The 13,800-nt window shown below is 71.5% G+C and carries 12 protein-coding genes and 1 pseudogene; 7 read left to right on the top strand and 6 right to left on the bottom strand.

Going from position 1 to position 13,800, the window contains the following annotated elements; all coding sequences use genetic code 11:
- The first annotated feature begins 272 nt into the window (after window positions 1-272).
- Both CRP49_RS35545 and CRP49_RS35540 read left to right on the top strand, forming a co-directional pair.
- On the top strand, window positions 273-572 hold the full coding sequence (locus tag CRP49_RS35545; protein WP_257033611.1) for a DUF1778 domain-containing protein: 300 nt from the start codon (window positions 273-275) through the stop codon (window positions 570-572).
- Window positions 569-955, top strand: a complete 387-nt coding sequence (locus CRP49_RS35540) for a fic family toxin-antitoxin system, toxin component (RefSeq protein WP_097257004.1) — start codon at window positions 569-571, stop codon at window positions 953-955. The genes CRP49_RS35545 and CRP49_RS35540 overlap by 4 nt, the downstream gene beginning before the upstream one ends.
- Window positions 956-1,253: 298 nt before the next feature.
- On the opposite strand, the gene CRP49_RS35535 is transcribed toward CRP49_RS35540, so the two are convergent.
- Window positions 1,254-1,517, bottom strand: coding sequence for a lasso peptide biosynthesis PqqD family chaperone (locus CRP49_RS35535; RefSeq protein WP_107487128.1), 264 nt, complete (start codon window positions 1,515-1,517; stop codon window positions 1,254-1,256).
- Window positions 1,508-1,864, bottom strand: coding sequence for an asparagine synthase-related protein (locus CRP49_RS35530; RefSeq protein WP_373560382.1), 357 nt, complete (start codon window positions 1,862-1,864; stop codon window positions 1,508-1,510). Before CRP49_RS35530 ends, CRP49_RS35535 begins: the two co-directional genes overlap by 10 nt.
- Window positions 1,865-2,318: 454 nt before the next feature.
- Here CRP49_RS35530 and CRP49_RS35525 point away from each other — a divergent pair, with 454 nt between their 5' ends.
- Window positions 2,319-3,497, top strand: coding sequence for a CapA family protein (locus CRP49_RS35525; protein WP_097257002.1), 1,179 nt, complete (start codon window positions 2,319-2,321; stop codon window positions 3,495-3,497).
- Between the two features lie 212 nt (window positions 3,498-3,709).
- On the opposite strand, the gene CRP49_RS35520 is transcribed toward CRP49_RS35525, so the two are convergent.
- Together CRP49_RS35520 and CRP49_RS35515 are read right to left on the bottom strand one after the other, a co-directional pair.
- The gene (locus tag CRP49_RS35520; protein WP_097257001.1) at window positions 3,710-5,104 is read right to left on the bottom strand and encodes a hypothetical protein; all 1,395 of its coding nucleotides are present in this window, start codon (window positions 5,102-5,104) and stop codon (window positions 3,710-3,712) included.
- 45 nt (window positions 5,105-5,149) lie between these two features.
- Complete coding sequence (locus CRP49_RS35515; RefSeq protein ID WP_097257000.1) at window positions 5,150-9,412, bottom strand: caspase family protein; 4,263 nt, start codon at window positions 9,410-9,412, stop codon at window positions 5,150-5,152.
- A 91-nt stretch (window positions 9,413-9,503) separates the two neighbouring features.
- Between CRP49_RS35515 and CRP49_RS35510 the strand changes: the two genes are divergently transcribed.
- Window positions 9,504-10,532, top strand: a complete 1,029-nt coding sequence (locus CRP49_RS35510) for a translation initiation factor 2 (RefSeq protein WP_097256999.1) — start codon at window positions 9,504-9,506, stop codon at window positions 10,530-10,532.
- A gap of 188 nt (window positions 10,533-10,720) precedes the next feature.
- On the opposite strand, the pseudogene CRP49_RS48335 reads toward CRP49_RS35510, so the two are convergent.
- Window positions 10,721-11,250: pseudogene (locus tag CRP49_RS48335) on the bottom strand (XRE family transcriptional regulator).
- On the opposite strand from CRP49_RS48335, the gene CRP49_RS48330 reads away from it, so the two are divergent.
- The 3 genes from CRP49_RS48330 to CRP49_RS35490 all read left to right on the top strand — a co-directional run bounded on the left by CRP49_RS48330 (window position 11,177) and on the right by CRP49_RS35490 (window position 13,615).
- The gene (locus CRP49_RS48330) at window positions 11,177-11,335 is read left to right on the top strand and encodes a hypothetical protein (RefSeq protein WP_257033726.1); all 159 of its coding nucleotides are present in this window, start codon (window positions 11,177-11,179) and stop codon (window positions 11,333-11,335) included. The pseudogene CRP49_RS48335 and the gene CRP49_RS48330 overlap by 74 nt on opposite strands.
- A gap of 69 nt (window positions 11,336-11,404) precedes the next feature.
- Window positions 11,405-11,599 carry a hypothetical protein gene (locus CRP49_RS48325; protein ID WP_257033610.1) on the top strand — a complete coding sequence of 65 codons (195 nt, stop codon included), beginning with the start codon at window positions 11,405-11,407 and terminating at the stop codon, window positions 11,597-11,599.
- A gap of 747 nt (window positions 11,600-12,346) precedes the next feature.
- Window positions 12,347-13,615, top strand: coding sequence for a cytochrome P450 (locus CRP49_RS35490; protein WP_257033609.1), 1,269 nt, complete (start codon window positions 12,347-12,349; stop codon window positions 13,613-13,615).
- Between the two features lie 3 nt (window positions 13,616-13,618).
- Here CRP49_RS35490 and CRP49_RS47105 read toward each other — a convergent pair whose 3' ends face one another.
- Window positions 13,619-13,792: a hypothetical protein gene (locus CRP49_RS47105; RefSeq protein ID WP_179851854.1), complete on the bottom strand. Its 174-nt coding sequence runs from the start codon at window positions 13,790-13,792 to the stop codon at window positions 13,619-13,621.
- Window positions 13,793-13,800 lie beyond the last annotated feature (8 nt).

The raw sequence follows: 13,800 nt of genomic DNA, 5'->3' as shown, positions 1-13,800 counted from the left end.
CCCCTCGACACCAACATCGAGGGGGCCGTAAGCATGTAGTGCGCCGGGCCCACAGAGATGGGAGGGCGTAGCCCTCGACGCTGGCAACGCCACCCCGAGCACTGAGACGGTCACCATCGCCTGCGAGGCGATCAACGTCGAGTAGCCGAAACACCCTGAGCCATGCCGGCGGCCGGTGCGGTGCTGAGGGACCGTCCCTTGCCGTTGTGGGCCGGGCTGCGGCCTGGGGCTGGGGCTGTCGGGTCTGTGGTATCGGCGGTACCATAGGTACCATGTCGCATCCCAAGGCCATGAACCTGCGTTTTCCCGATCCGGCCCAGCGTGCCGCGATCGAAGCCGCGGCAAGGCAGGAGGGCGTCAGCCTGCAGGAATACATCCTCTCGGCGGCCTACGCCCGTGCCACCGCGGTCGAAGAACGCTTCCTCGAGGCGTTCCGGGCGTCGATCGCCCGCAGCGGCGACGCGTTCACGGAGGGCGGCGGCGCGGCCGATTCCGGCGCGGAGCAGCGCGCCGCGGAGCTTCAGGCACGGCGTGATCTTGAGGAGCAGCAGGAGCGGGGCCACGCGGCGTGACGCAGAACGATCCGCCCCATCCGCTTGATGTGACCTTCCTCCTGCACGCCGCCGAGCTGCTGCCCGGTGATCCCCAGGTGGACGACTTGGGCCCGCTCTACGCGGCGGTCGGCCGGGTCAACGCCAAGGCGATGGAACGCGACATCTACGGCTCCCTGTACCTCAAGGCGGCCGCACTGCTGCAGACGCTGGCGAAGCTGCCGCCTCTGGAGCACTCGGGCGAGGCCTTCGCCTGGCATTCGACGGAGGCGTACCTGGCCCTGAACGGGTGTCGGCTCGACTACCCGCCCAAGGAGGCAGTCGCTCTGGTCCACGACGCTGCGTCCGGCGCGATCGGAGTCGGCCTGATCGGCCGTCAACTGCGCGCCTGGAGCGCTTCCTGACCCGGCCTCAGCCGGAAGCCGGCGCCGCGCCGTAGCCGGGCTTCAACCTCCTTCGCCGCCCGGCGCCGGCCAACCCTGCCCGGGCAACGACCGTACGGGCCTCCCGCGTCGGCATGCCCGCTTTCAGCAGGTGAGGTGACCGACCAGAGCGGTGGAAGCGCGCCACCCCGCCCCGGCGCCATTCTCACCCCCGCCGCTGCGTCCCTGATGCCCCTCCATCCGATCCAGGCGCCGGTAATGGCCGCCCTGCTCTGACCATGCGCGCCAGCCTTGAGGCCGGCGGGCACCATCGGCTGGCTCATGCGGGCACCACCAGCCGGGCGTCGGTCAGCTCGCGCGTGATCGAGGCTGTGTCGGCGTCGGCGCGCTCTGCGGCGAGCCCAAGGTAGGCCTCGCGGAGCGCGCGGGCCGTATCCGGTGGTTCGGCGCCGTCGAGGAGACTGCGTAGGACGAGCGCCGCCGTGCGGTTGAGCTGCCAGTAGCGGCCGGTGACTTCGTCGAGCAGCACCATGCCGTCCGGTGTGTCCGTCGTGCAGACTCCCGGTCGCAGGGTCAGGCGCACCGTGCTCCTTCGGTGGTCGCGGGGCTCGGGAGGCAAGGGGGTGCGGGGCGGGCACGGAGCCAGATCTCGCTGCCCAGACTGGAGCTGAGGGAGCGCAGTCCCTCCGGGGTGGGGTGCACGCCGAGCAGGGACGCACGGACCGCGGCCTCGTCGATCAGTCCCGATCGGGCGAGCCGCGAGCCGTCGAAGAGCTCCACCAGCGCAGAGCGATTGTGGCGCAGACTGACGTGGAAGTCCGTGCTGTACTCGCCCTTGGTGTTCCTTCGCAGGACGTCGTCGGGCACGATACCGCGCACCGCTTCGGCGAGCACCGGCTTGTACCGGCCGGGCGTGCTGCGCTCGGCCACGCGAATGGCCAGGGCCGCCTCGATCGCCTGGTCGTCGAGATAGGGCGCGGCCAGCCCCGGCTTCGACGACCCCAGCGATGGACACCCCCAGACTGGAGCCGTGCTCGGTTGTACGGGGGCGGTGACCGGCCTGATGCCCAGGTGCCGTAGCCGGCGGCGGTAGGTGTCGTAGCCGCTGTGGTGGGCTCTGGCGCTGCAACGTCACGCAGATGCCAGGAGGGACTGCAGGACAGCGCTCACGTCACGGCTTGTCCGGTCCGTCCTCTTGTCGCTCACGTTGTCTGCGGGACCGGTTGGGATGCCGCTTTGCCGGACACTACGCACGCGCGCTGGGCTCGCGGCCGGTGCCGCGAGGCGGTGCGGACGGCGTCGGGCGCGAACGGGAACGGCGTCGGGGACACGCCGGTGGATGACCCTGCGTGAAGGATGGGGGCCTGCTTCGTAGCATGAGCCGATGATCACGTCCGGCGGACAGTGTCCTCAGCAGCGGCGCGAGCGGCAGAAGGCGGTGCGCCGTCATCGCCTGTTCGCCCTCGGCCTGGTCGGGTCCGGTGTGGTGGTCGTTGCGGCGTTGGTGTTCCGTGTCGGCTCCGAGGGCGCAGCCTCCATCGGCTCCGCCCAGGCCCCCCTACGGACGAGCGGGATCACGGTGTCCGGTGCACCGGGGGCACCGCGCCCCGCAGGCAACGTGCGGATCGCTGCCGTGGGGGACATCGTGATGGGCTCGCTGCCGGACGACCTGCCGCCGGATGGGGGCGCCTCATTCTTCGACCCGGTCGACGACCTGCTCGCCGGCGATGTGGTGCTCGGGAACCTGGAGGGCACGCTCACCACCGGCGGCTCCAGCAAGTGCGAGTACATCGACGGCCCGAACTGCTTCGCGTTCCGCGCCCCGCCGTCCTACAGCCGCTGGCTCAAGAAGGCCGGGTTCACGGCCATGAACGTGGCGAACAATCACGTCGATGACTTCGGGGCGGAGGGGCGGCGCGATACGTTCGCCGCGCTGCGCTCGGTGCACCTGCCGTTCACCGGCCGCCTGGGCCAGATCACCATCCAGCGGGTACGCGGCATCCGGGTCGCACTGATCGGGTTCGCTCCCGACCGAGGGGCGAATGACCTCACGAACATCCCCGCCGCAAAGCGACTCACCGCCCGCGCCGCAGCGATGGCGGACATCGTGATCGTCACGATGCACGCCGGCGCGGAGGGCTCGGACCGCACCCACGTGGAACCCGGCACCGAGTACTTCCTCGGTGAGGACCGCGGCGACAGCTACCGCTTCAGCCGTGCGGTGATCGACGCCGGCGCCGACCTCGTCGTGGGCAGCGGCCCGCACGTGATACGGGGAATGGAGTTCTACAAGGGCCGTCTGATCGCCTACAGCCTGGGCAACTTCACCGGCTACAAGGTGCTCGGCCTCGGCGGCACACTCTCAACCAGCGGCGTGCTGCAAGTCACCCTCGGCGCTGACGGCACCTACGTGTCCGGGCGCCTGCGCCCGACCCAGATCGTGGAGCCCGGCACGCCGGAGCCGGGCGGCGAGGCAATCGACCTCGTCTCCAGCGTGTCGGAGGACGACTTCGGCTCGCACGCCGCCCACATCTCGGCGGACGGGACGATCCAGCGCCCGTAGTTGGGCGCCGTAGACGGCTGCCTCGCCGAGACCGGCCTGAGCATCAGACCCGCATGACCTGCCGCGACACCACGACTCCAACCTCAGCGCTGGTGGCTGTAGCGGCGCGGCCCGGTCGAGGAGTTCCCCTCGGGATCGCTGGACGATCCGGGTGTCCGGCTGGAGCTCTGGCCGGCGCTGAAGGCGCCGTCAGCCAGTGAGTAGACATGGCTTCAGTCCAGGACCAGCACTGCTTCCCGTTGCACGGGGATGCCGGTGGCCTGCGCGGCCTTCGCCTCCACCATCCACACGCCCGGCGGGGGCGAGAACGTGACGTTGTAGCCGCCGTCGCCGTCGGGCAGGAGCCGCCGTCGCTCGATCGTCTCGCCGCTGTCCGGCGAGACGAGACGGGCCTCCAGGAGCAGGCCGGGGTCCTCGGACACCGCAGTCACCGGGAGCGGGGTTCCGGCGGCCACGGCCTCGGGAACATCGATGCCGAAACCCGTGCCCAGCATCTGGTAGGGGCGGTGGTCCAGAGCCTCGTAGCGGTCGTACAGCTGGCGCTGGAGCAGGGCGTCGTTGGGCAGAGCCGTATGGCCGAGACGGAACCAGTCGACCCGGGCGCCGTCCTCCCACTCGGGCGGTGTGGCCGACAGACACGGCACGGTGCCGTCCCCCTGCCAGCGGTCCTTGTCGCCGAAGCGATCCGCGTAGGTGAGGGATCCCGCCGACAGGCTGAGCGCGACGTCGGTCGGCTCCCCCTTGCCGCCCGAGGCGAACACCCGATACGGGGCGGGACGGCCGGCCAGCAGATCCTCCGCGGTGTTCCGGCGCACCGCCTCGTCCAGCTCGCGGCGGAAGGCGAAGGCGTCGTCGACCATGGCGCTGTCGAGATCCGGGAGAGGCACCGCGTCCAGGCGCGTCCCCGCGGCGTGGTCCGTCACGCACTGATAGGTGGGCAGGAGCTGGTGGACGGACGGCATAGTGCGCGCGGCCGTCACAAGGGCTTCACGCAGCCTGGTCCCGATCCCGAGGAGCTTCCTGCCGGACAGTGTGCCGGTGAGGATGCGCACCGCCTTGACCGCACCCGAGTACGGCGTGCCGATGGTCACCAGTGACCGGGCGGTCTCCCGTCCGCCCAGCACCTCGAGGTAATAGCGGGTGACCAGACCGCCCATGGAATGGCAGACGAAGACCACCCGAGGTTCCTCCTCGTCGCCCGCCGCCCGCCGCTCCTCGCTCCACCGCTGAAGTTCACGGCCCACGAACTCCTTCAGCAGGGCGGCGGAGTGCCGGTTGGACAGGCGCCAGTCGTAGGGAAAGACGGCGACCCGGCCCTCGGCCAGTTCCCCCAGATGCCGGGCCAGCTCCCGGTAGGCCACATGGGGCAGCAGCCCGGGATAGATGCGCGGTTCCCGCAACAGGCCGGCGGGCGTCAGGGCGTACGGCCCGTCGGGCGCCTCGTTGCCTAGTCCGGGAGGCAGTGCCATGCGCTCGAAGAAGTGCTCGATGCCTGCGGCCAGCCTGCCGCCGACGCCGAGCGACAGGTTCCACACGTCGCGACCGTCCCCGTCGCGCAGGACACTTCCCATCACTCCGGGTACGAACACCACAAGGTCGTGTGCCACCTGCTGCCTCTCCTTCGCTTCGTCGCTTCGCTGGGCTGAGGGGGTTCATGCCGAGGCGGTGCCGCCGGGCGGGGACACCGTCAGGACGTCTATGCGTTCCAGGCCCACGGACGCCACGACGAGCCCGGAGCCCTCCGGCTCGGGCTGTGCCATCACCTGGTAGACGGCGAAACCGCGATCGGGGACGCCCGGTGTGGCCCGCTCCCCGTGTACGTCCCACATGTGCAGCTCGTGGGAGGCGTCGGCGGCCAGGACCAGCACGCGGTTGCCCGGCAGACTGCGGCAGACCAAAGAACGCACCGCCGTCACCGTCGTGCTCAACGGGCGCAGTTCCATGGTGCCCCGGGGGGCCTCCCGCGCGACGAAGACCCCTTTGTCGGTCGCCACGGCGACGTGCCGGTATCCGTCGTCGTCGTGTGTGCCGGACAGGGCGCGGACGGGTGCCCTCTCCGACGGCTTCAGCGGCACCGGGGCGCCGGGCTCCTCTCCGTCCCACAGCCACACGGTGTCGCCCGCACCGGCGAGCAGAAAGGGGCGGCCCATGGACGACTCGACGAATGCAAGGTTGCGCACCATGTCGTTGGGTACGTGCAGCGGCGGCAGGGCCGTGGCGGACCGTACGTCCCAGCGCCGGACATGGCGGTTGTCGGCGGCGAAGACCTGCACGGCCTGCCGGGTGGCCAGCGCCACCGCCCCCACTGTTCCGTCCTCACCGGGCGCCACGGGCAGCGCGGTCGCCCAGCCGCCGTCGAGCCGACGGACGACGACGGTGGGCCCGTGTGCGGTGCTCCGCCCGCCGGCCGCCAGCCACAGCGCGCCCGAGGCGTCAGCGCGCAGGTCCACCGCCTTGTAGGCGGCGAGCTCCGACTCGTCGTGGACGACACGCCCCCCAAGGTCCCACACCCGCACGGAGCCCCGGGCGGCGAGCGCCACGGCACCCTCACCGGGAGCGGTGCGCACGAGGGCTCCGGCATGCTCCATGCCCGGCGCGGGCAGCCCCGCGCGGTCGGCGGAGGAAGCGGCGTCCGCTGCCGGCCCGTGTTCCCACACCTTCACCCTGCTCCCGTCGGCGACGGCCACGCGGCCGCGCCCGCCGCGCAGGACGGTGACCGAGGTCGGCCGGGACCGGTGTCCGGTCAGCGGGGCGAGCTCATGGCGGGCTTCCATGGACCACTGGCGGATCCGCCCGCCGTCCACCGCGAGGAGCAGCGGCTTCGCGGAGTCGGTCAGGGCGACGGTCGCCCCCGAGGGGTGCCGCAGGCGGGCAGTGAACACGCACTCCGACCGCAGCTGTTCGCCGTCGTCGAGCCGCCACACGCGAACCTGCGGGCTCGATGTGGTGACCGCGGCGACCCAGGGATGGTCACCCGCCGTGGTGACGGCGAGGCACTCGACGCGGCCGGCTTCGGAGCCGAACCCGCCGCGGCACGCCCCGGTCCACGGGTCCAGGGCGGCCACCCCTTGTGCGCCGCCGACCAGCAAGCAGGGCGAGCCCCCGACGGTGGTGACGGCCGTGGCGAACACCTCCCCCACCCGGCTCCTCCAGAACCCGCGATGCCGGGGCCGACTCTCCCGCCACTCCCAGACGGCCACGTGGGTTCCGAAAGCAGTCGCGACAACCTCCCGGCCTGCCGCGATCCCGACGGCGACGGCGCTGACTGGCGCCGCCCAGCCGAACACGTGGACGTGTCCCAGGCCGTCCCGCGGCCAGACCAGGACGCGTTCGGCGTCCGCCGCCACCGCTGCGATCCCGCACTCCCGCGCGGGAGCGGCCAGCGCCGTCAGCCGATGCGTCACTCCGCCGAGTGCGGCGGGCACGTAGCCCCGCACGTGGTCGGGCCGGCCACCGGTGCTGCTCCAGTGCCACAGGCGTTCACCTGCGGCGTAGAGGCCGCCGTCCGGGCTCGCGCACACCACGAGGACGTCTCCGAACGGCAGCCGCAGGCTGCGCTCGGGGGCGGAACGCTCGGCCGTGGTCCACTGGTCCGTCCAGTGCAGCGGCGCCGCCGAACGCGCCCATGGCATGAGTTCCGGCTGCTGACGCAGGGCCTCCGCCTGCAGCAGGGCGGCGCGTTCTTCCGGCGACTTGCGCGCCAGGTCCTCGGCGACGGGCCGGTACAGCTGCGCCTCGGCCGAGGCGGCCGCGCCGGGCTGGTCGAGCTGGGCCACGAGCCGCTCGGGATCCAGCCGGACGAGCAGCTCGGCGTCCCTCAGGAGATCGGCCAGCCGGCCGGCCCTGGCGGCGTGCGCGGCCACGTACCGCGCGATGTAGGGGTTGGTGGCGCCGCGTCCCCGGTACAGCTCGCCGTGGACCCGGCGGAGCACGGCCACCATCGTGGCGTGCGCTTGCGGATCCGGGACACCGCAGACGCGCAGCACATGGCTGGCGAGCGCCTCGTGGTTGAGCCGGAAGACCGGCTGGCCCGCCTCACCGTGCGCCACGATGTGCGCGCCGCCGACGCTGCGGATCGCGATGACGTCGTCGGCCTCGTAGACCCGGCTGTCCCCTCGCGCCTCGGCCAGTGCCCGCGCCGCCTCGAGCCAGATCCCGTCGTCCTCGGGAAGACCGGCTCCGAAGGAGAGCGCGAGCGGGAGCAGGAGGCCGAGGGCCCAGTCGGCGGCGGGAGCCCCGCCCGGCCCGGCGGTGTCCAGCGCCCGGATCTCGTGGTCCAAGGCCTCGTCCAGCCCCGAGGCCAGCGCCTGCCGGAACTCCTCGTCTTCGGGGCCGACCGCCCTGTTCAGCCGCAGCAGGGCCGAGCAGTGCAGCTTCGCCACCAGGAAGGTGCCCTCGCTCTGCCGTACCAGGGCCCGGCACACCGCCTCGAGTGTCTCCTCGGCGTCGCGGTACGGGCTTTCCGGGCCGCCGAGGCGGGCGCGTACGTAGCCGGCGACGTCGGCGTCCCGGTCCGGTGCCCGGTCCAGGTCGAAGGTGACGGAGCCGTCCAGGAGCGCGGCGGCACCGCCGGAGGAAAGGGGTCTGGTGCCGATCAGGACACGGACGTTCGGCTCGTGGGAGAGCGGGACCAGGACGTCGGCGATGAGCGAGTCGATCTGTGCCTGGTCCGCCTCGTCGAGTCCGTCGACCAAGAATGTCGTCGACGCGGCGTCGCGGCACTTGGTCAGCAGAGCGTCCATCACCGCCCGTAAATCCGGCCAGCCGTCCCCGGGCTCCTTGAGCTGCAGTCCCTCGGCCAGCTCGCGCGCGCATTCCAGGGCGCTGCGGCCGCGGCACTGGATGCCGGCGTCGATGGCGCTGAGCAGCGCCCTCTGGCGGGCCGGCGAAAGGCTCATGAACTGCGGGGTGTTGGCGATGGTCATCAGGGCCAGCTGGGCGAGCAGGGCCGATTTGCCGCTGCCCGGGCCTCCGGTGACGATCAGCGCGCCGTTGCGGCCTGGTGAGCCGATCCAGTCGACGAGGCGGTCGAGGTAGTTCCGCCGTCCGGTGAAGAAACTGGTGTCGTCCTCCACGAGCAGCCCGGTGAAGCGGCTCTTGAGCATCGCCTGCACGTGGGCGTCGAGCAGTTCCTGCCGGCGCGACCGGGCGGCGGTGGACAGCGGTCGGGCCATCGCGTCGTAGTACGGGTTGACGAACAGGCCGACGAGCCTGCTGCCGCCGTGGAACTGCGGGTACACGAACTCGTCGGCGAGCACACTGCTGACCGCCTCGAGCACCTCGGAGGCGTGCAGGGCCTGGGCGTACGGGGTCCACAGCAGCCGCTCGCGGAACTCGAAACGCGGATCGTCGCAGACGTGGCGGAACGCGTTCAGCCAGGCGCCGAGCTGCGCCGGTTTGTCGCCGTGCACCGTGCCGAGGACGCCCACCCCGCGGAAGTCGGGCGACCCCTTGACCGCCGGCTGGGGCCCGTGGTGGTCGTCCTCACGGTCGAAGAAGCCCGCGTGCACCTCGCGTGCGACGTCCGAGGCATGGCAGGTGTCAAGGATCACCAGCATGTCGCCGGTCGCCTGTCTGAGCAGCTCGGCCATGTCCTCGGCGGTCAGTCTGCCGTCGTACTGGTCCGGATCGAGGTCCCGGCAGGGCAGGACCGCGGTGTTCCGCCCCTTCTTGAGCCCGTGACCGATCCAGTAGAGGATCTTCCGTCTGGCGGGCGAGGCCGCGAAGCGGCGCAGCCCCTCTACGACCTCGCGCTTCGTGCCCGTGACGGGCGGGCCGTCGGCCGTGAAGCCCAGCCGGCGGGCCAGGTACCGGAACTCCTCGGCGTGCTTGGCAGCGCCCGGCAGGTTGTAGTGCGGGTGATGGTCGTAGGTGTCCAGGCACACCACAAGGGCCTCGCCGTGGTCCCCGCCCATACCCCTGCGCCCCTCCCCCGTCCGTGGGGGGATCATGTTGCCGCTCGTCGCATCGGTGTGCAACTGTCGTGCCTCAGAAGCCGATTGAGGGATGGGGGCATCCTTGCACGACCGGGAACACTTCCGTATCGGGCCGCTGCGCACCACGTGCTACGTCTACGAAGGGGACGGCACGCGGCCCATCAGCGAGCGGAACCTCAGGGTCTACTACGAGGCCGGCGATCCGGTGTACGTGCCGGAGGAAGTGCGGCGCTGGCGTCAGGAGATCGAGGACGAGCAGCGCACCCGCGCGGTAGCGGGCCGCGACCGGCGCTGGAACCATCCGCGCTTCGCGGTGGAGACCGTGGCCGTCACCCGTAGCGACGACCGTGAGGACCCGATCGTGGAGATCAGGTTCTCGCCAGCCGACTACTTCACCTTCCTGGCCGCCCAGCAGCTGAACCGGCGTCTGGAGGAGGGCGAAGGAGCGGGAAGGACGCTGCGGGAGCACTACCTCGACGGCAGGGATCCCATCCTCGTCAACGGCTTCCTTTCAGCCAGCTTCGGCGCCAATGTCGCCGTCGTGACCGGTCGTGACCAGAAGATGCTGTTCTCCCGGCGCAGTGCGACCGTCGGCGGCAACGCCGGGAACTGGAACTCCTCGGCGAACGAGGGGCTGTCCGGCGAGCACGACCTCAAGGACGGGGTACCCGACCTCTTCGGCGCCGCCCGTCGTGCCCTCCGGGAGGAGTTGGCCGTCCACGAGGGTGATCGCTGCGAGCTGGAGCTGCTCTCCTTCGCGATGGACACCGAGCGGCACCAGTGGGCCGCGTTCTTCCTGGCCGTACTGCCGGATCTCAGCGAGGAACAACTGCGCGACCGGTGGAGCAGGGGCATCGACGACAAGTGGGAGCACAGCGAGTTCCGCTTCGTCCCGGCCGAGCCCGACGACGTACTGGCGTTCATGCTCGGCCCCGAGGTCCTGAGCCAATGGACGGCCTGCGGCCCCGCCCTGTTCCAGCACGGGCTGGTCCGACTCATGACCCGACGCCTCGGCGACGCGGGCAAGGGACGGCTCGCGGTGGAGAGGGCCATCGACCGCGCCGTGGCCGAACTTGCCGACGCGGGGGGTGAGGGCTGACCGATCTGGCCGATGCGCCATCCCCGCCGGACTGAGAGCGCGGCTGGCGCGACCAGCCGCAGCTGCCGGAATGATCGTGCTGCTTGAGATCGGGGGCGCCGAGCGCTGCGGTCGCCAACTCACACACTTGCTCGCCAACTGCAGCGCGCAGTCATCATGCCGGGGACGAGGCGCTTTGCTGGATCTGGCTACAGCTCGATGTCGATGTGATCCACGTCGGTGAACTCCACGCCCAGGCCGTGGGCACGGGGGTTGTTGGCGCGGAAGTACATCTTTGCCAGGCCCTCCGCGGCAATGTGCTGGGGCTGCTGTTCGGTGGCGCCGGCGTCGCGGGCCTCGAAGAGGCGTTCAGCCCAGCGCGGCGGTAGGGCCGGGGTGATGTCGCGGATCCGGGCGTCGTCGGTCGTGCCCAGCGCGGCGGTGAACCCGAAGCGGGCCCGGGTTGCGACGACCAGGCCGTCGGTGCTCGCGGCCCTCTTCTTGGCCTTCGCCCGGATCTGCGGCTGCCACCGCTTCTTGAACTCACGCTCCAGCGGTCCCGGAGGTCGCGGCGGGGCCGCTTGAACTTGCCCGCGACGTACCGCTCCACGGTGCGCTGGGAGATCCCGAGGGCCTCGGCAGCGGCCTTGGTGCCCTTGAGTTGCTTGACCAGGTACTTCATCTGCGCCTGCGCGCTCTGCGGGATGCGGCGGGTGAACGCCCTGCGGCTGCACTGCATGAAGCAGCTGGCGGAGACGTCCGCCAAGCTGTACGAGCGCACCTGCCACTTCCGCGTGTACGCCTCTCACGTCATGCCCGGCTAGCTATAGACCTTCGGGTGCGCGACGGCCCTCATGGGCATCATTCCTGCCACCGCCGCTCGGGAGGGAGCAATGTGGCCGCTCGAGCAGTTCACGGTCTTCGACGACGCGCGTATCCACGTGGAACTGCTCGCGGCGAAGGTGACCGTCACCGCCCCGGGCGAGCTGGACATCTACCTGCGGGCGTTCGCGCGGATCGCGGAGTTGGCCGTCTACGGCGCTGACGCCCGCGCGATCATCGTGAAGGCCCTCGACGCGCTCCGCTGACCCCGTGCAAGACGGAACAGTCCCTCCCGCCCGAGGGCGAGGGGAGGTCTCGGCCGGCGCATCGGGCAGGCCGTAGGCAGGGCGCTGCTGTGGAACGTCACGCAATTCCCCACCAACGGCGTCAACTTCCCCGCTCGCACGGTCGAAAGTCCTGCTCAGGGCCCGGGGTCCATTCCACGGGAGGGGGTCTGCGGCTGTAGTGGGCTCCCCTGGTGCCGTAGTGGGCGAGGTGCAGGGTTTCACCCTCGACCTGGAGCTCTGCGGGCGGAGGGTTGGGAACGAAGATCCGCGGGTGAGAGTGGCCGTCGATGCGGATGCGCTCCCGGGGGTGGTTCCAGCTGTCCGCCCAGTTCTGGGCCTGCTCGCGGGACCACGGGTTCTGCAGGGGCCGCGGGGCGGCGGGGTCGTGCCGGTAGCCGTTGAGGCTGCGGACCAGACCTTCGCTGTAGACACCCTTGACCGACCCACCGCAGGCCAGCGACAGTGGCCAGGGTCCCAGCGGACGGGCGGGATCCGCACTGGGGGCTGCCCCAGACCCCGCGCCCCAGACGCCGGCGAGGCTGGATATGCCGGACCCCGGCTCCGAAAACGGAAGGCGAGGCTGGAGTCGCCGGTCCCCTGCTTCGGAAGCCAGCGGGCTGGATGGACCGGGCCCTCGGCCGAGGCGTCGGAGGGACGGACTTGTACAACCGACCCTCGACACCGCACTGTTGGCTCGTATTCGTTCATACCGTCAGGAGTCCCGGCTTGTCCTCCCACACCCCCGCCCACGTCGTCGACCCCGCCGGCGGCTGTCCGCACGCCCTGAACGCCGACCTGCGGGCCCGGGGGCCCGTTGCGGACATCGTCCTGCCCGGCGGGGTTCCCGCAGCGGTCGTCCTGGGACACGACGCGCTCAAGGAGTTCCTCTCCCACCCCGACGTGGCCAAGGACGCCCGCCACTGCCCGGCCCTGAACGACGGCACGATCCCCGCGAACTGGCCGCTACGGGTCTTCGCCGACGCCCAGGGCATGCACACCGCCGACGGCGCCGACCACCGCCGACTGCGCTCCCTCGTCGGCAACGCCTTCACCGCCCGCCAGGTGGAGCGGCTGCGGCCGCGCATCGAGGAGCTGACAGCCGGCCTGCTCGACGACCTCGGCCGAGCCGCCGCCGAGGACCCGGACGGCATCGCGGACCTGCGCACCCACTTCGCGCTCCCGCTCCCGATGAGCGTCATCTGCGAGCTGCTCGGCGTGGACCCCGAGCACCGCGGCCGGCTGCACGACCTCACCTACACGGTGATCATCGCCACCGACACCACCCCGGCGGAGGTGATGGCCGCCGTACGCGAGCTCGTCGAGCTGCTCGGCACGATCGCGGCCGCCCGCCGGGCCGCCCCAGGCGACGATCTGACCAGCGCCCTGATAGCCGCCCGCGAGGACGGCGGCGACCGGCTCAGCGAGGCCGAACTCATCGGCACGATGCGCCTGATGCTGGTCGCCGGCCACGAGACCACCCTCAACCTGATCAGCAATGCCGTACGGGCACTGTGCACCCACCGCGACCAGTTGGCGCTGGTCCTGGATGGCAAGGCCACCTGGTCTGACGTGGTGGACGAGACGCTGCGCTGGGACGGCCCGGTCAGCTGGTTCCCCTTCCGTTACCCCACCCGCGACCTGGCCCTCGGCGGCACCATAATCCCGCAGGGCACCCCGGTCCTCGCCGGCTACACCGCCGCCGGGCGCGACGAGGCCTTCCACGGCCCGAACGCCGACCGCTTCGACGTCACCCGGCCCGGCTCGGCCCGGCACCTCTCCTTCGGCCAGGGCGTGCACTACTGCGTGGGCGCCCCGCTCGCCCGCCTCGAGGCCACGATCGCCCTGGAACGGCTTTTCACCCGCTTCCCGGACCTCGAACTCGCCGTCCCCGAGGCCGAACTGCCCCGCCAGCGCAGCTTCATCGGCAACAGCGTCGAAGCGCTCCCGGTCCGCCCGGTGCGCCCGGTCCGGCTCTCAGGCGCGTTTTCGCGCTGACCCCTATCGGCCCGCGGCGGGCGGGGACAGTTGTGTGCTCAGCCAGCCCAGCGCGTCGGGGTACATCCCGCTCCAGGTCTGGAAGTTGTGGCCGCCGGCGGGGCGGACGAGGGTCTTGACGCGAACCCCGCTGCCCGCCGCGGCCCGGACGAACGCCTCTAGCAGATGCTCCCCCACCCAGGTGC

The organism is Streptomyces sp. Ag109_G2-15 (assembly GCF_900215565.1).
GTDB classification, from domain to species: domain Bacteria; phylum Actinomycetota; class Actinomycetes; order Streptomycetales; family Streptomycetaceae; genus Streptomyces; species Streptomyces diastatochromogenes.
The sequence above is the reverse complement of the archived record's forward strand: the minus strand, read 5'-3'. Positions and strand labels throughout refer to the sequence as shown.